A 17,733-nucleotide genomic window follows, 5' to 3' on the forward strand; every position below is an offset into this window, starting at 1 on the left:
CGAGGTCTTGACCATCACCCGCCATCATCCCGCACACCCCAGTGGGGTGTGCACACGAAGTACCCCGCTCCTTCACGCCTCGTCTTGCATCACTCACCCCACCGTTTTCGGGTGTGAGTTCATGACAAATCAAGACACCCCCGTGCCCATAGCACTGCGGAACCACCCCACTCCATGCCGAACTGGGTCGTGAAACGCAGTCGCGCCAATGATACTCGGACCGCAGGGTCCCGGAAAAGTCGGTCAGCGCGGGGGTTTTTCTTTTCCTTCCCATCAGCCCACCTTGAACAGGTGGGCTGATTTTTTATTGCACTCGGAGGGGACATCAACCGGAGCCTATTCCTATCCCGGAGGTCTGGGGCAGCAGGTCATGTTCTACTATGGGCGGACACCTGCTGGGGCTGAACGCCAGGAAGGCGATCAGGTCGGTCGTGCCTGCCGCGATGGACGGGACGGCCGAGGCGCCCTGGCTTCTGGGATCGGCAGGTGCGGGGGTGGCGGGCGCACCCGAGTGGGCACGTTCAGTGGGGCTGGTGAGATCAGGCCTGTGGGACGTTGCCCCGCGGTGGATGCCTGGAAGTCTAGGGGGGGCTTTCTGTTCAGGGAGTTCGTGCGAACCGGCCTGCCTGAAGAGCGGAGATGGCGGTTACGGCGCTGCGGTTGGCTATGTGGGCCGGACCTTCTGGATTCCTTTATGTGTGTGGTCACCGTGGCCGCCGCGCTAGCATCAGCGGCGGTTTCGGCGTTGTGCTCACGGCACTCTTCTGAGCATCACCGCTTACGCCAGACCCGACACCGGAGGCAATCCATGCGAACCATGAAATTAGGTACCAGCACCCTCGACGTTCCCGTGATCGCGGTGGGCTGCATGCGCATCAACGAGCTGGACCGCGCCGGAGCGGAACGCTTCGTCCAGCAGTCCATGGAGATGGGCGCGAACTTCTTCGATCACGCCGACATCTACGGCGGCGGCGAGTGCGAACGCATCTTCGCGGACGCTGCGGGCATGAGTTCCAGCGTGCGTGAACGCATGATCCTGCAGAGCAAGTGCGGGATCCGCGTGGACCTGGGCATGTTCGACTTCAGCCGCGAGCACATCCTGGCGTCCGTGGACGGCATCCTGGAGCGGCTGCGGACCGATTACCTCGACGTGCTGCTGCTGCACCGCCCGGACGCGCTGGTCGAGCCGGACGAGGTGGCTGCCGCTTTCGATCAGCTGGAGCGGGAGGGGAAGGTGCGGCACTTCGGCGTGTCGAACCAGACGCCCATGCAGATCGAACTGCTGAAGAAGAGCGTGCGTCAGCCGCTGGTCGCCAACCAGTTGCAGTTGAGCGTCACGAACGCCACCATGATCACGCGCGGTTTCAACGTGAACATGGAAAACGACAGTGCCGTGGACCGTGACGGTGGCGTCCTGGATTACTGCCGCCTGCATGACATCACGGTGCAGCCGTGGTCTCCTTTCCAGTTCGGGTTCTTCGAGGGTGTGTTCCTGGACAACCCCAAATTCCCTGAGCTGAACGCCGTGATCGATCAGCTGGCCGGGCAGTACGGCGTGAGCAACACGACCATCGCCATCGCGTGGTTGCTGCGGCACCCGGCGCACATGCAGCCCGTGACGGGCACCACGAAGGTCGAGCGTCTGCGTGACTGCGCGCGTGCCGCCGACGTGAACCTGACCCGCCAGGAGTGGTACGCCGTCCTGCGCGCCGCCGGGAACACGCTGCCCTGATGCCCGGTGCCGGGCGGCGCGGCGCTGGGCGGGCGTCCGTGCCGCAGACTGTGGGGAATGGTTCGTCTGCGCACTCCTGAAGGGCACTCGCTGCCCGGTCCGATGTCCACCCTGCGTGTGCAGGTGCCGGAGCAGTTCGGGCCGGACCCGGCGGGTGGCCTGACCGCGCACCCGGAACTGCTGCGCGCCGCGCTGGAGGCGCTGGATGTCCGGCTGGACGGCATGATGGAGCGCGCCGAGACCGACGAGACCCTCAGCGTGTTCGGTCAGGAGACCCTGATCCGCAGCGTGCTGCTGGTGCAGGCCCTCTCTGCCGGACTGAGCGCCTATGCGGCCCGGCCGGACCGGACGCTGCTTGAACGGCTGAACGACCTGGCGTTCACGCTGGCCGTCATCAATCCGGCCGAGGCGCGGCTGTCCGCGCGGCTGGAAGCCGTGAACGCCGCGGCCGGGTGCGGCTGGCTGCGGGGCGTGCCGCTGCTGCCGGACGAGGATCACGCCATGATCGCCCTGCTGCTGCGGGAAGCGCAGCCAGGCGGGCCGGGTGATCCTGATGCCGGGGCGGCGCGCGTGCAGGAGCGGCTGGCCTGGGCCGGGTACCGCGCGCCGGCGCGGCCGGTGGACCCGCTCACGCCGCTGCGGGCGGCCCTGACGCCCCCGGCGACACTGGACCCGGAACGGCACGGGCTGGGGCAGGCGTTGCAGCGGCTGATGCTCACGCCGCACGAGGGGCAGCGGAACGCGGCGCTGCTGCTGCTGCACGTGTGCGGCCGCGACCGGCTGGAGAACGTGCCGCTGGTCCTGGCACTCGACATGGCGCTGACGCTGCTGCGCGCCCTGCACGCCGGGAGTCCGTCGCCGGACACGGCGCAGCTGCTGGAACTGCACGCGCAGCTGCACGCGGAGCTGGGATCGCCGGACCTGCCGGGCGCGCGGCGGGAACGCCGTCAGCCGGGCGCGGCGGGCGCGGACGGGCAGACGCTCGCGGCCCGCCGGACGCTGCGGGCGCTGCGGTTCACGCGCTTGCGGGCCAGCACGCCGGACGAGCAGGAGCACCTGGGCAGCCTGTGGGACGCCCTGAACGAACTCGATCAGGACCTCGCGGACGGCCGAACGCCCGAGCAGGACCCGGACCTGCGGGCGCGACTGCTGCTGCTGAGCCTCCAGGGTCTGACCAGCACGGCCCGCGCGCCGGGCATGCGACTCCCGCCGATGGTGCAGCTGAGTGCGCAGATTTCAGGTGTGGACCCGCTGTGGGCGTGGGAGGCCACGCAACCGGAACGGTTCACGTTCGTGCCGCTGCACGCGCACCTGAGTCGGGTGGTCGTCACGTTGCAGTTGCGGGCGCTGCGGGGCACGCCGTTCTGGGAGGCGCGGGGCGCGGCGGTGGAGCGCCTGACCGGACTGGCGGCCGGGCACCTGCTGGCGTCGGTCCGGCGGGCCGGGTTGCGCCTGCCCGAGCAGGGGTTCCTGGAACCGTACCTGCAACGGTTCGGGCCGCTGCGGGCGCTGCCGCTGGACCGCGCGGCGCTGGCGGCGGTTCACGCGGCGCTGCTGGACATGCTGCCCGCCGCGCAGGCGCAACTGGAAGCGGACGCCGCTGCCGAGGTGGAGGCCGACGCGGCCGTTCAGGCTGAGGCGCCTGCCCCGCCGGGGGCAGAGCTGGGGGCGGATGTGGGGCCAGCTGCCGGGACGGCCGCGCCCGGTCAGGTGCCCGCAGCGGCCGCGTTGCCCGCGCATGTGCAGGCCGTGCAGGGCGCGCTGCGGGGGCGGCGGGTGGTGCTGCTGGGCGGCGTGCCGAGTGCCCCGCACCACGCGGCGCTGGTCGCGGCGTTCGGGCTGCGGGAACTCGACTGGATCGGCAGTGACGAGTACGCGCACGGCACGCACGCGCACGCGCACGTCACGCCGGACACGGCCGTGGTGATCCTGGCGATCCGCTGGATGGGGCACGCGCACAACGCGCTGCGGGACGTGGCGCGCGCCCGTGGCGTGCCGTACGTGATGCATCCGGGTGGCCTGTCGCCCAGCAGCGTGGCGTGGCAGATCGGGCAGCAGGTCAGTCAGCAGCTCGGCGTGCGCGCGGACTGATACGGACTCCGATTGAATGGGTTACAAGGCCGTTCAATTCGAGCGGACTCGTAGAGCTGCGCAGCAGAGCGAGGAGGAGTCGAAGCGGGCTGCCGGACGTGGAGTTAAGTACACTGCGTTTATCTTTTAGATAAACCGCGCGGAGCGCGTAGCAGAGGAAGTACGTTGAAGCGGGAATGGAGAGATTCCGGCGCTTTCCCGTAATCTCGCAATGTTAGCTTCGACGTACTTAGCAGATCGGTGGCGTTCCGAGCTGTTAACGAAACAGACGGAGTCCGTATGAGGCGGATGGTGTCCAGCGCGGCCTTTGCGGTGGTGTGCCGTGGCGGGTCCGGCCTGGGTCCGGGTGGGTGTTGACACTGCCTGGGTGGCGGCGTAAGGTGTGGTTAATCGTTAACCCAATCGATGGGTGCTGTCCGGCACTCGCCCCACCCGGCCCTGTTCCGCAGGAGGTCGGCGGCCCACGCCCCGCCGCGTGACCACCCGCCTTCTGCTGCCCGTTCCGTGAGTGGCCTGCCCCGCGCAGCCGCTCGCTGCCCCTGCGTGTTGCCCGTTCCCTGCCCGCGCCCGGAGGACGCCGCCCCCCAGACTGCCCGACCTGCCCCCGGCCCCCGCTCCCCAGCCCCGCTTCCCTGGAGGTTCACATGGTCCGCACTCCCGCTGTCCGTTCCGCTGCCTACCAAACCCCCGCTGCCCGCCAGACCCCGGTGACCCGCCACGCTGCGAATGCCCGCACCCTGACGCGGGCGACGGTCCTGCTCTCGCTGCTGGCGCTGCCCTCGCAGGCGCACGCGCAGGCGAAGATCACGCTGCGGGCCGCCGACATCCAGCCCGAGAACTACCCCACGGTGGTGGGCCTGAAAGCCATGGCGGACTACCTGAAGAAGACCAGCAACGGCCGCATCGAGTTGCAGGTGTTCTCGGGCGGGCAACTGGGCGACGAGCGTTCCACCATCGAACAGACCAAACTGGGCGTGCTGGACATCGTTCGCGTATCCTCCGCGCCGATCGCGCAGGCCTACCCGCCGATGGGCGTGTACAGCCTGCCGTTCCTGTTCCGCGACTCCACGCACCAGTGGAAGGTCCTGAACGGCGCGGTCGGCAAGGAACTGCTGGCCGGACTGGAAGGCGCGGGCTTCATCGGACTGGCGTACTACGACTCGGGCACGCGGTCGTTCTACACCACGAAAAAACCCATCCGCACGCCCGCCGACCTCAAGGGCCTGCGCATCCGCACGCAGCAGAACGAGGTCGTGCTGGACATGATGTCCGCCCTGCAGGCCCGCCCGGTCCCGCTCTCGATGGGCGAGGTGTACTCCAGCCTTCAGACGAGCGCCATCGACGGCGCCGAGAACAACTACCCGTCGTACGGGCCGTCCGGCGCGCGGCACTTCGAGGTGGCCCGCTACTACTCGCTGACCGAGCACAACTCGGTCCCCGAGGTCGTCATGATGAGCAAGGTCCGCTGGGACAAACTCAGTCCCGCCGATCAGCGCCTGATCCGCGTGGCCGCCGCGCAGAGCGTCGCGGTGGAACGCAAGGCCTGGAACGCCCTGACCGCCGAGAGCCGCGCCGCCATCCAGAAGGCCGGCGTGACCATCACCAAGGTTGACCGCAGCGCCTTCCAGAAGGCCATGGCCCCGGTGTACGAGAAGTACCGCAAGGTGTACGGCACCCTGATCGAACGCATTCAGGACGTGCGCTGAGCATGAAGAACCCGGCGCTGGAAACTACGGTACGGGCCGCGTCGGCCCAGCCGCGCGCAGGTGCGTTGCGGCGGGCCGAGCAGGTGTTCGCGCAGGGCCTGAGCGTCCTGACCGGGGCGCTGCTGGTGGCGATCGTGCTGGTCATCTCGTGGCAGGTCGTCGCGCGCTACGTTCCGGGCCTGAGCAGCCCGCACTGGACCGAGGAACTCAGCCTGACGCTGCTGGTGTGGCTGGGCCTGATCGCCACGGCGCTCGGCATCCGCAACCATGACACCCTGCGCGTGTCGCTGCTGGTCGAGCGGTTGCCCGTCCCGGCGCAGGTCACGCTGCACCGGCTGGTGTGGCTGATCGTGGCGGCGTTCGGGCTGTACCTGCTGCGCTACGGGTGGGAACTGTCGCGCAGCACCATGGCGCAGTTCTTCCCGACGCTGCGCCTGCCGGTCGGCTGGATGTACCTGGCCCTGCCGGCCGGCGGCGCGCTGATCGCCGCGTACGCGGCGCGCAACGTGCTGGGCGCGTTCACGCCCGCCCCGCCCGGCCCGCAGGCGCGGCGCGTGGCTCTGGTGTGCGCGCTGGCCTGCGCGCTGCTGCTGCTCGCGGCGCTGCTGAACCCGGCGGCGCTGCTCGGCCCGGCCGGGCTGCTGGTCGGCACGTTCTTCGTGCTGCTGGCGGCCGGAACGCCGGTGGGCGTGGCGGTGGGCATGGCGACGCTGGTGTCGGTCGCGCGGTTCGGGATGCCGGAACTGATCGTGGCGCAGCGCATGGCGAACGGCGTGACGTCCACGCCGCTGCTGGCCATTCCGTTCTTCATCCTGGTGGGGCAGATCATGTCCGAGGGCGGCATCGCGCGGCGCCTCGTGGACCTGGCGCGCGTGCTGGTCGGCCCCTGGAAGGGCGGACTGGCGATGGTGAACGTGCTGGACTCCATGCTGATGGGCGGCGTGTCCGGGTCGGCCGTGGCGGACGTGAGCGCCACGGGCGGCGTGATCATTCCCATGATGGTGAAAAAAGGCTACGACCGCGATTTCGCGACCGCCATCACGGTCGCCAGTTCGGTGCAGGGCGTGATCATTCCGCCCAGTCACAACATGGTGATCTACAGCCTCGCGGCGGGCGGCGTGTCGATCGGGACGATGTTCCTGGCGGGGTACCTGCCGGGCATCCTGACCGGCGTGGCGCTGATGATCAGCGCGTACCTGCTGTCGGTGCGCCGCAACTACCCGACCGAGCCGCGTCCGCCGCTGCGGGAGAGCCTGCGGATCGTGGGCGGCGCCGTGCCCAGCCTGCTGGTGGGCCTGATCGTGGTGGGCGGCATCGTGTTCGGGTGGTTCACGGCCACCGAATCCGCCGCGATCGGTGTGCTGGCGGCGCTGCTGGTCAGCACGGTGTTCTACCGCGAACTGACCTGGGCCAGCCTGTGGCGTTCGGTGCAGGCGTCCGTGGCGACGGTGGGCATGGTGATGTTCATCATCGCGACCGCCAGCGCGTTCAGCTGGATGATGGCGCTGCTGCGCGTCCCGGCAGACCTGTCGGCGTTGATCCTGGGCGTCAGTGACAACCCGCTGGTGGTGCTGCTGCTGCTGAACCTGCTGATGCTGCTGCTGGGCATGTTCATGGACATGGGGCCGCTGATCGTGATCCTGACGCCCGTGCTGCTGCCCATCGTGACGGCCGAGCCGATCGGGATGAGCGCCGTACAGTTCGGGATCGTGATGATGCTGAACCTGGGCCTGGGCCTGACGACCCCGCCGGTGGGAACGGCGCTGTTCGTGGGCTGCGGGGTAGGGCAGACGACCATGGAGAAGGTATCGCGGGCGATGCTGTACTTCTGGCCGCCAATGCTCGTGGCGCTGCTGCTGGTCACGTACTTCCCGTGGTTCGTGGAGTTCATTCCGAACCTCGTGCAGGGCCGCTGAGGTGGGCGGCGCCGGGCACGTGCCCCGCTTCATTGACACTGCCGGGCGTGGGTGTTACGGTTGGGTTAACGATTACCCACCCTGCCCGGCCGCCCCGCGCGGCCACCCCACACCCGATCCGGAGGACAATCCGTTCATGCACCCTGCGCCCGTCACCATCGCCGATGTCGCCCGGCTCGCCGGCGTCTCCAAGGTCACCGTCTCCAAGACCCTCAACAACACGGGCCGCATCTCCGAAGAAACCCGCCAGCGCGTCCTGAAAGCCGCGCAGGACCTCGGGTACGTCGCCAACCCCGCCGCCCGCCGCCTGCGCGGCGCCCGCACCAACCTGATCGGCATGGTCATCCCCGAACTGATCAGCCCCTACTTCGCCGAGGTCGCCCGCGCCGCCGCCGAGGTCGCCTCCGAAGCCGGACTGGACCTGGGCGTGTTCACCACCTCCCGCAACCCGCAGCGCGAACGCGAACGCGTCGCCACCCTCACCAGCGGCGTCGCCGACGGCGTGCTGATCGTCGTGCCCACCGACGCCGCCCAGCACATCGCCACCCTGGAAAAAAGCCGGGTGCCCATCGTGCTGCTCAGCCACTTCGGGGTCAGCACTGACCTGCCCAACATCCGCGCCGACTCGTACCACGGCGCGCGCGCCGCCACCGAACACCTGATCGGCCTGGGCCACCGCCGCGTGGCCTTCATCAGCGGCGCCGTCGAGTCCAGCCAGGCGTACGAACGCCTGCGCTCGTACCGCGACACCATGGCCGCCCACGGCCTGACCGACCCGGCCCTGATCCGCACCGGGAACTTCACGCAGCGCCGCGGCTTCGAGGCTGCCGGGGAACTGCTGGACCTGCCCGACCCGCCCACCGCCATCTTCGCCGCCAGCGACGCCACCGCCTTCGGCGTGATGGACGCCGTGAAGGACCGCGGCCTGCGCGTCCCGCACGACATCTCGGTCGTGGGCTTCGACGACGTGGCCGCCGCCAGCCAGTGCCACCCGGCCCTGACCACCGTCCGCCACCCCGTCCACGAGATGAGCGAGGCCGCGCTGAACCTGCTGGCCGACGCCCTGCAGGGCCGCAACGTGCGCGGCACGCAACTGGACTTCCCCAGCGAACTGGTCGTGCGTGACAGCACCGCCGCCCCCCGCACCCCGCCACCCTCCAACCCCGCTCCCGCCAGTCCTACCACTGCCAGCCCCGCCAATTCCAGCCCCGCCACCGCCAGCCCCGGCGTGCAGGACGCGGCCGGGCCGGTCAGACCGGCGCGCCGCCGCCGCACCTGATGAATACCCCCTGACCACCCCGTCCCGGCCCTGAAGCTCGCCTCACCCCCTCACCCCGCCTCTTCACATCACTGCCCCCCCCATGCCCGCCGACTGCCCCGCGCAGCCCGGCCACCCCGCCTACACCCTACTGAGCTCCGCGCAGCCCCACAGGCAGCCCCCACAGGAGGAACCCCGCATGACCACCCACGCCCCCGCCCGCCCCGAGACCGCCCACCCCATCTTCTTCCACACGGTCGGGCAGGAACACGGCCTGAACGCCCTGCACGACGACTCCTGCACGCTGCTGGACTTCGCGAAACTGAACCTGAACGCCGCAGACACGTACTCGGGGCACTCGGGTGAACGGGAACTGCTGCTGGTCATGCTGAGCGGCCGCGCGACCGTGCAGGTCGGCGCGCACACCTTCGAATCCGTCGGCGGGCGCGCCAGCGTGTTCGCGGGCCTGCCGCACAGCGTGTACATCCCGCGCCACACCGAGTACCGCGTGACCGCCCTGACCCGCCTGGAAGCCGCGCTGCCCAGCGCGCCCAGCGACCTCGACACCGACCCGTACGAGATCCGCCCGGCGCAGGTGAACACCGGCACCTGGGGCACCCTGAACTTCACCCGGAACTTCCGCGAGATCCTCGTGCAACCCAACGGACTGCCCGCCAGTCGCCTGATCGTGGGCGAGACCATCACGCCCAGCGGCCACTGGAGCACCTACCCGCCCCACAAGCACGAGACCGAACAGGGCGCCGAGAAGGCGCACGAGGAGATGTACTACTTCCGCGTGTCCAGCCCCGAGGGCTTCGGCCTGACCCGCCACTACTCCCCGGAACGCGGGTACGACCAGACGTACACCGTCCGCGACGACACCCTGCTGGCCATTCCGCACGGGTACCACACGTACACCAGCGCGCCCGGCTACCAGAGTTACTACCTGTGGTTCCTGGCCGGGGACGGCCGCACGCAGGGCGCGCAGATCGACCCGGACACCGCCTGGGTGCAGAAGACCGTGGGGATGGTCTGACATGACCCGTTCCCTCCCTGCGTTCACCTGTCCCGCGTCCACCCGGACGGATTCGGCGCACGCCCGGCCGGAGGCCGCGTGAACGCCCCCGACCCGCAGGCCGGGCGGCGCAGCCCGTTCGACCTGAGCGGCCGCGTGGCGCTGGTCACCGGCGGCAGCGTCGGCATCGGCGCGGCCATCGCCGCCGGACTGGCCCGCGCCGGGGCGGACGTGGCCGTGGTCACGCACTCCCGGCAGGACCCGGCCACGCAGGCCGCCATCGAGGCCGCCGGGGCGCGCTACGCGGCGTTCCAGGCGGACCTCGCCGCGCTGGACGGACCCGGCATGAACGACCTGATCGCGCGGGTCGAGGCGACACTCGGGCCGGTGGACATCCTGGTGAACAACGCCGGCATCATCCGCCGCGAGGCCGCCGAGCAGTACAGCGACGAGGACTGGGCGGCCGTGACCGAACTGAACCTGAACGCCGTGTGGCGCCTGAGCCGCGCCGCCGCGCACGGCATGCTCACGCGCGGGCACGGCCGGATCGTGAACATCGCCTCGCTGCTGTCCTTCCAGGGCGGCATTCGCGTGCCCGCCTACACCGCCAGCAAGCACGCGGTCGCCGGACTGACCAAGGCCCTGGCGAACGAGTGGGGCGCGCGCGGCGTGACCGTGAACGCCATTGCACCCGGCTACATCGCCACCGCGAACACCGACGCCCTGCGCGCCGACCCGGAACGCAACCGCAGCATCCTGGAACGCATTCCCGCCGGACGCTGGGGCGAGGCGCAGGACATCGCGGGCGCCGCCGTGTTCCTGGCGTCCGGCGCGGCCACCTACGTGAACGGCCACGTGCTGGTCGTGGACGGAGGCTGGCTTGCCCGCTGAGACCCGCACCCGGGACCTGCTGGCGCAGGTGAGCCGCGCCGGCGTGGTGGGCGTGCTGCGCGCCCCGCACGCCGACGCGGCCGTGCAGGCCACGCTGGCCGCCACCCGCGCGGGCCTGCAGGTGACCGAACTGACCTTCACGACGCCCGGCGTGACCGACGCCCTGCACGCCCTGAGCCGCGCGCTGCCCGCCGGGACGCTGCTGGGCGCCGGGACCGTCATGAACGCCGCGCAGGCCACCGCCGCCATCGAGGCCGGCGCGGCGTTCCTGGTCAGCCCGCACCTGGGCGAGGACGTGCTGCGCGTGGCGCTGGAGGCCGGCGTGCCGTACCTGCCGGGCGTCCTGACCCCCACCGAGATCGTGCGCGCCCTGACGCTGGGCGCCCCGGCCGTGAAACTGTTCCCGGCCGGATCGGCCGGCGGCGCCGCGTACCTGCGCGACCTGCTGGGGCCGCTGCCGCAGCTGCAGGTGATGGTCACGGGCGGCGTCCGCCCGGACGAGGTGGAAGCGTACCGGCACGCGGGCGCGCTGGCCGTGGGACTCGGCTCGAACCTGTACCCGAAAGCGGCCCTCACGCAGGGCGACTGGCTGGCCGTCGAGGACGCCACCCGCGCCGCGCTGATCCAGGCGGGCGCCGCGTGACACCCGGCACCCTCAGCCCCACCGACTTCAGCCCTGCCGCCTTCAGTCCGGCCGGTTCCAGGCCCACCGACCTGCTGGGCATCGGCGAGTGCATGGTGGAATTCCACGCGGCCCGGCCGCTCGGCGAGGCCGCGCACCTGACCCGCGCGTACGGCGGCGACGTCCTGAACGCCCTGATCAGCGCCGCGCGCCTGGGCAGCCGCGCCGCGTTCCTGTCACGCGTCGGGAACGACCCCTTCGGCCCGCCGCTGCGCCGCGCCTGGGCCGCCGAGGGCATCGACGTGACGCACGCGCCCCTGGTGCCCGGCGAGAACGGCGTGTACTTCATCAGCCTGCAACCCGGCGGGGAACGCGAATTCACGTACCGCCGCGCTGGCAGCGCCGCCAGCCTCCTGACCCCGGACGACGTGACCCCGCAGGCCGTGCAGGGCAGCCGCGCCGTGCTGCTCTCGGGCATCACGCAGGCCCTCTCGGCGTCCGCGCAGGCCGCCACGCTGCGCGCCGCCCGCCTGGCCCGCGAGGCCGGCACGCTCGTCGCCTTCGACCCCAACCACCGACCGCGCCTGTGGGAAGCCCGCGCCGGGCACGCCGCCCATCAGGCCGCCCGTGACGCCTGGACCGAACTGCTGCCGTTCGTGGACCTGCTGCTGCCCAGCTGGCCCGCCGACACCCTGTTCCTGGACCCGCAGGACGCGGCCACGCCCGAACGGAGCGCCGCCGCGTTCGCCGCGCTCGGCCCGGCCGTCGCCCTGAAAGCCGGAGGGGACGGCGCGTTCCTGCACGCCCGCAGCGGCGCGGCGCACGTTCCGGCGCAGGCGAACGTCACGGTCATCGACACGACCGGCGCGGGCGACGCCTGGAACGGCGCGTTCCTGCACGCCCTGCTGCGCGGCGACCCGCCCGCACAGGCCGCCGGACTGGCCCACCGGGTCGCGGCGCACTCGCTGCAATTCCGGGGCGCGGTGCCGCCACGCCCGGAGCGGCCCATCACGGAGCGGCCCATCACAGAGGGGCCCATCACAGAGCGGCCCATCACGGACCAGTCCAGCCCCGACCCTGACAGCCCAGCCCCGATCAGCCCAGCCCTGAACAGCCCAGCCCCGACCACACCCGACCCGACCACACCCTCACGCCCGGAGATGCCTGCATGACCGACACTGCCCCCACCGACCGCCCCCCCGCCGACCATCCCGCCGCGCCCGCCCCCCTGCTGCGCCTCGGGGACGACTGGTCGCCCGCCGAGCCCGGCGTGACCCGCAGACTCGTCGCGCGCGGCACCTCACTGATGGCCATGCAGGTCCGGTTCGAGAGCGGCGCCGCCGGAGCCCGCCACGCCCACCCGCACGAGCAACTGACGCTGGTGCTGTCCGGCCGGTTCCGGTTCGTGCTGGGCGACACCCCGCACGAGATCAGCGCCGGGCAGAGCCTCGCCATTCCCGGCGGCACCGAACACGAGGCGCTGGCCCTCGAGGCAGGCGAACTGCTCGACATGTTCAGCCCCGTCCGCGAGGACCTCGTCGGCCCGTGACCGCCCGCCACCGCTCCCACGACAGGTGACCCCATGACCCTCCCGCACCCTTACCGCCCACCCGCAGGCCGCTCCCGGTGACGGCCGTCCAGAACTTCGCGGCGCCGTCGGAACGCCAGCCGTCGGCGGACCTGCCGCACTTCTTCGACTACTGCCCGTGGCGGTTCCGGGCCTGGGCCACCGACGCCGAGCGGGCCGCGCAGGCCGCGCACCAGGCGACCCTGACCGGCAGCGGCGCCGCCCGCATCGGCCCGGACTGTTTCGTGTCGCCGCTGGCCGGGGTATACCCGCGCGCGCTGGTGCTGGGCGCGCGGTCGTACGTCGCCGCGTACGCCTACGTGACCGACGAGGTCACGACCGGCGACGACTGCACCCTGAACCCCTACGCGGTCGTGCGCGGCCGGGTCCGCATGGGCAGCGGCGTGCGGATCGGCGCGCACGCCTCGATCATCGGGTTCAACCACGGGTTCGCGGACCCGCACACCCCGGTGTTCCAGCAGGCCGAAACGGTGCGCGGCATCGAGATCGGGGACGACGTGTGGATCGGTTCGAGCGTCACGATCCTCGACGGCGTGCGGGTCGGCAGTCACACCATCCTCGCGGCGGGCGCCGTCGTCACGCGTGACGTGCCGGACTACGCCGTGGTGGGCGGCAGCCCGGCCCGCATCCTGAAGAGTCGCCTGGGTGAACCCGCCCCCGCCAGCCCGCCCGCCAGCGCCCCCGCCCGCGCGGCCCCCTCCGCCGCGCCGGACCCGCACGACCTGAACGCCCTGCTCTCGGCGTTCGGGTCGCGCGTGGCCGCCCAGTGGCCGGACGTGCTGCGCACCTGCGCTAACACCGACCCCCACGCGGGCGCCCCCACCTACCTCCCGCAGCCCGGACAGACCCCCTCCGTGCGCGCCACCTGCGACGCCATCGAGATCGCCGCCATGTTCGGCGCCCTGCCGGAACTGCGCAGCCGCGAGGAGTTCGCCGCGCAACTCCACTCGTACCAGGACCCGCACACCGGCCTGTACCCGGACCCCTGGCACCCACCGGCCGCCGGGGACAACCCCTGGCACCTGACCGACCACCTCTCCCGCTACCACCTGCTGGCCGTCGGCTACGCCCTGGAACTGCTGGGCGAGGCGCCGCGCTATCCTGTCCACGCGGTCGCCCGGCTGGACGCCGCTGCCCTGACCGGCCTGCTGGAGGGCCTGCCCTGGACCGAACGGGCCTGGAGTGCCGGCGACTGGATCGACGGGTACGGCACCGGCCTGTACCTGAACGCCCGCAACTTTGCCGGTCACGCCGCGCCGGGCGCCGCCGAGGCGCTGCACGGCTGGCTCCTGTCACGCGCCGATCCGGCCAGCGGCCTGTGGGGCACTCCGGGCGCGCAGGACGGCTGGCTGCAACCCGTCAACGGCTTCTACCGCCTGACGCGCGGCACCTTCGCGCAGTTCGGACTGCCCGTCCCGTACCCGGACGCCGCGACCGACACGCTGCTGCGCCACGCCCGCGACACCCGCTTCTTCAGCGACGCGCGCGGCAACGCCTGCAACGTCCTGGACGTCATTCACCCGCTGTGGCTGTGCGGTCGCCAGACCACCCACCGCGCCGACGACGTGCAGGCCTGGGCGCAGGCGCAGCTGCGGCGCATCCTGCCCCGCTGGGTGGACGGACGCGGCTTCGCCTTCGAACTGCCCGCCCAGCCCGGCGCTGCCCCCGCCTCGCAGCCGGGCCTGCAGGGCACCGAGATGTGGCTGTCCACCGCATACCTGCTGGCCGAGGTGCTGGGCCGCAGCGAGCACCTCGGCTACCGCCCACGCGGCGTGCACCGCCTGGAACCCGCCCTGACCTTCCCGCGCGCCGGGACCAGCCCCACCCGCCTGCCCGTCACCTCTCCCGGCGCCTGACCCCCCGACCAGGGCGCGCCGCGCCTGCTACGGTGGGCGGCATGCGCGCCCTGGTGTACGAAGCGTTCGGAACCCGCCCCGCCGTTCAGACGGTCCCCGACCCGGACCCCACGCCCGGCGGCGTGGTCGTCGAGGTCGGCGCCAGCGGCGTGTGCCGCAGCGACTGGCACGGCTGGATGGGACACGACCCGGACATCCGGCTCCCGCACGTGCCGGGCCACGAACTGGCCGGGACGATCGTGGCGGTCGGCGCGCAGGTCACGGCCTTCCGGGTCGGGGAGCGGGTCACGGTGCCGTTCGTGGCCGGCTGCGGCCGCTGCGGCCCCTGCCGCGCCGGGGATCAGCAGGTCTGCCACGCGCAGTTCCAGCCGGGCTTCACGCACTGGGGGTCGTTCGCGCAGTTCGTGGCGCTCGAACACGCCGACCAGAACCTCGTGCGGCTGCCCGGCAGCATGGACTTCGCCACGGCCGCCAGCCTGGGCTGCCGCTTCTCGACGGCGTTCCGGGCCGTCTCGCAGCAGGGCCGCGTGCAGGGCGGCGAGTGGGTGGCCGTGCACGGCTGCGGCGGCGTGGGCCTGTCCGCCATTCAGATCGCGCGCAGCCTGGGCGCCCGCGTGATCGCCGTGGACATCGACGACACGAAACTGGCGCTGGCCGCGCAACTCGGCGCGGAACACACCCTGAACGCCACCCGCACCCCGGACGTTCCGGCCGCCATCACCGACCTGAGCGGCGGCGGCGCTCACCTGTCCCTGGACGCCCTGGGCCACCCGCAGACCCTCGTGAACTCGGTGCTGTGCCTGCGCACCCGTGGACGGCACGTGCAGGTGGGCCTGCTGCTGGCCGAGCACTCCCGCCCGGCCGTCCCGATGGACCGCGTGATCGGCCGGGAACTGCAACTGCTCGGCAGTCACGGCATGGCCGCGCACACGTACCCGCAGATGCTCGGCATGATCGAACGCGGCCTGCTGAACCCGGCCGCGCTGATCGGCCAGCGCATCGACCTGGACGGCGCGGCCGACGCCCTGACCGGCATGAACGCCTTCACGGGCACCGGCGTGACCGTCATTGACCGCTTCTGATCAACGGCGGGTCGCCCGCCGGTCAGCGGACGCGCAGACTGGCCGCGCAGACCAGGCGCGCAGACCGGGCGCAGGCGACAGACTCCGGCGCGCGCGCCTGCCATCATGGCCGTATTCAGCAAGGAGGATCACCGCAATGCAGCAACTCACTCCCGGGGAACGCGTGGACATCCGGCACCTGTTCGGCCCGGCCGGACTGGACACGCTGGACCTGCACCTGAGCCGCGCGCCCGACGGTCTGCGCCTGTGGGTCACGGCCACTCAGGACAGCGGCGCGGCGGGCCAGCCTGGCCCTGGCCCCAGCTCCACCAACCCCACCAACCCCAGCTCCGTCAGCCCCAGCTCAGTCAGCCCCGGCCCCGATCTGGCCGCCCCGCGCGGCAGTGACGCCCGCATCCGGCTGGGGTACGCCCTGCCGGCCGGGATCACGCACCTGACCGTGGGCTGCTCGTGGCGCGGCCCGCACGCCTGGAACGGCACCCTGAGCCTCGCGGGCGGCGGCACCCTGCACGCCAGCGTGGACCTGGGCGCCCCCGCCGTGCCCGGCGCGCCCGACCTGCCGCGTTCGATGCTGCTGGTCGAACTGTACCTGCATGAACGCCGCTGGCGACTGCGCGTGCGTGGCGAGGAGACGCGCGGCGGCCCGGCCGGAGCGGCGCGGCTGCTGGGCGTCCCGGAAGCGCAGCTGCGCCCCGACCCGCTGCCGACGCCCCCCGCACCAGCCCCCGCTGCGCCTCCACCGGTTGCGCCTCCACCTGCTGCCCCGCCGCCCGCTGCCCCGGCCCGGCCCGTCGTCCGTCCAGCTGTCCGCCCGGCTGCGCCCGTGCCTCCTGCCCCGCCTGTCACCGCCCCGCCCCCTGTCACTGCCCCGCCGCCTCCCGCCGCCCCGCCCTCACCCGCGCCCCCCACCCCGGACGCGAACGACTCGGTGCTGGGCCGCTTCCAGAAGGCGTGGCACGCGCTGCTGGGCCTCCCGGCCGACCCCGCCCCCGGCGCCACGCAGGCCGCGCCGGACACCCGCCGGACACGCCCGGACGCGCAGGCGGGCGCCGTCACGCGCCGCACCCTCCAGGACCTGAAACGCCGCCTGGACCTGACCGCACAGGACCTGAAACCCGGCGTGGACGGACTGGACGCGAACGCAGCGCGCCTGCGCGTCCGGCACGCGCAACTGCTCGAAACGCACGGCCGCATCGAACGGGAAGCCCGTGACCTCGAAGACCAGCGGGGCAGACTGCGCGCCCTGAACCTGCTGGACGCCCAGGAAACCGAACTGCGCGCCGTCGAGAACGAGATCGAACGCGCCGTACAGGCCCTCCAGACCGCGACCGACGACCTGGCGACCGAACTGGTCAGCGGTCGCCTCCTCGACAGCCGCGCCCGCCTCGGCGCGGAGGACCGCTACCTGCGCGGCCTAGGCACGCAGGGCGACCGCTCACTCGGCGACCTGACAGGCCGCCCCGCAAGCCCGACCCCGGCAACCCCGCCCCCCCCGACGCTCACGAGCCCGACGGCCGCCCCCTCAACGCCCACGCCGGACGGATCACGCCCCGCCCCGCGCGTGACGCTCACCCCACCCGGCAACCCTCCCCCCGGCAGGCCCGACCCGACCCCGAACACCCCGCCGGGCAAGGACGACGCACCCGGTGAGAATGACGGTGGACTGGTCATCCCATGGCTGAACCGCCGCTGACGGCCCCGCGCCGGGCGTGGCCGTGAAGACCGACATCGTGATCATCGGGGCCGGGCAGGCCGGACTGCCGGCGGCGTACCACCTGCGGCAGCGTGGCCTGCCGCCATGCCGGGGATTCGTGCTGCTGGACCGTTCGCCCGGACCGGGCAGCGCGTGGCAGTTTCGCTGGCCAACCCTGACACTCAGCACCGCAAAGGGCCGGCAGGTCATACGGACTCCGAATTGGGTGGCTTGCAAAAGCCGCTGGGTCCGAGCAGACGCGAGTAGGAGCAAAACGTCCCTC

At 72.1% G+C, this 17,733-nt stretch carries 13 protein-coding genes and 1 rRNA gene; all 14 read left to right on the forward strand.

Annotation, left to right across the window (positions count from 1 at the left end):
- The first annotated feature begins 138 nt into the window (after window positions 1-138).
- Window positions 139-255: ribosomal RNA gene (gene rrf / locus IEY70_RS18820) — 5S ribosomal RNA — on the forward strand.
- A gap of 562 nt (window positions 256-817) precedes the next feature.
- Entirely contained in the window at window positions 818-1,732 is a 915-nt protein-coding gene (locus IEY70_RS18825; RefSeq protein ID WP_229778083.1) for an aldo/keto reductase, read from the forward strand.
- 57 nt (window positions 1,733-1,789) lie between these two features.
- Complete coding sequence (locus tag IEY70_RS18830) at window positions 1,790-3,823, forward strand: hypothetical protein (RefSeq protein ID WP_189066567.1); 2,034 nt, start codon at window positions 1,790-1,792, stop codon at window positions 3,821-3,823.
- A gap of 707 nt (window positions 3,824-4,530) precedes the next feature.
- Window positions 4,531-5,529, forward strand: a complete 999-nt coding sequence (locus IEY70_RS18835; RefSeq protein WP_229778084.1) for a TRAP transporter substrate-binding protein — start codon at window positions 4,531-4,533, stop codon at window positions 5,527-5,529.
- 2 nt (window positions 5,530-5,531) lie between these two features.
- The gene (locus IEY70_RS18840) at window positions 5,532-7,445 is read left to right on the forward strand and encodes a TRAP transporter large permease (RefSeq protein ID WP_229778085.1); all 1,914 of its coding nucleotides are present in this window, start codon (window positions 5,532-5,534) and stop codon (window positions 7,443-7,445) included.
- A 136-nt stretch (window positions 7,446-7,581) separates the two neighbouring features.
- Entirely contained in the window at window positions 7,582-8,724 is a 1,143-nt protein-coding gene (locus tag IEY70_RS18845) for a LacI family DNA-binding transcriptional regulator (protein WP_189066569.1), read from the forward strand.
- A gap of 178 nt (window positions 8,725-8,902) precedes the next feature.
- Window positions 8,903-9,739 carry a 5-deoxy-glucuronate isomerase gene (iolB, locus tag IEY70_RS18850; protein ID WP_189066570.1) on the forward strand — a complete coding sequence of 279 codons (837 nt, stop codon included), beginning with the start codon at window positions 8,903-8,905 and terminating at the stop codon, window positions 9,737-9,739.
- A 78-nt stretch (window positions 9,740-9,817) separates the two neighbouring features.
- A complete protein-coding gene (kduD, locus tag IEY70_RS18855) occupies window positions 9,818-10,609 on the forward strand; it encodes a 2-dehydro-3-deoxy-D-gluconate 5-dehydrogenase KduD (protein ID WP_189066571.1) in 792 nt (263 codons plus the stop codon).
- Window positions 10,599-11,252, forward strand: a complete 654-nt coding sequence (locus IEY70_RS18860; RefSeq protein WP_229778086.1) for a bifunctional 4-hydroxy-2-oxoglutarate aldolase/2-dehydro-3-deoxy-phosphogluconate aldolase — start codon at window positions 10,599-10,601, stop codon at window positions 11,250-11,252. The genes kduD and IEY70_RS18860 overlap by 11 nt, the downstream gene beginning before the upstream one ends.
- Window positions 11,249-12,403, forward strand: a complete 1,155-nt coding sequence (locus IEY70_RS18865; protein WP_229778087.1) for a sugar kinase — start codon at window positions 11,249-11,251, stop codon at window positions 12,401-12,403. The genes IEY70_RS18860 and IEY70_RS18865 overlap by 4 nt, the downstream gene beginning before the upstream one ends.
- Entirely contained in the window at window positions 12,400-12,780 is a 381-nt protein-coding gene (locus tag IEY70_RS18870) for a cupin domain-containing protein (RefSeq protein WP_189066572.1), read from the forward strand. The genes IEY70_RS18865 and IEY70_RS18870 overlap by 4 nt, the downstream gene beginning before the upstream one ends.
- A gap of 77 nt (window positions 12,781-12,857) precedes the next feature.
- Complete coding sequence (locus IEY70_RS18875) at window positions 12,858-14,675, forward strand: acyltransferase (protein ID WP_229778088.1); 1,818 nt, start codon at window positions 12,858-12,860, stop codon at window positions 14,673-14,675.
- A gap of 41 nt (window positions 14,676-14,716) precedes the next feature.
- Window positions 14,717-15,757, forward strand: coding sequence for a zinc-dependent alcohol dehydrogenase family protein (locus IEY70_RS18880; protein ID WP_189066573.1), 1,041 nt, complete (start codon window positions 14,717-14,719; stop codon window positions 15,755-15,757).
- A gap of 136 nt (window positions 15,758-15,893) precedes the next feature.
- A complete protein-coding gene (locus IEY70_RS18885; protein ID WP_189066588.1) occupies window positions 15,894-17,450 on the forward strand; it encodes a hypothetical protein in 1,557 nt (518 codons plus the stop codon).
- Window positions 17,451-17,733 lie beyond the last annotated feature (283 nt).

The sequence above is a fragment of the Deinococcus seoulensis genome (assembly GCF_014648115.1).
GTDB classification, from domain to species: Bacteria; Deinococcota; Deinococci; order Deinococcales; family Deinococcaceae; genus Deinococcus; species Deinococcus seoulensis.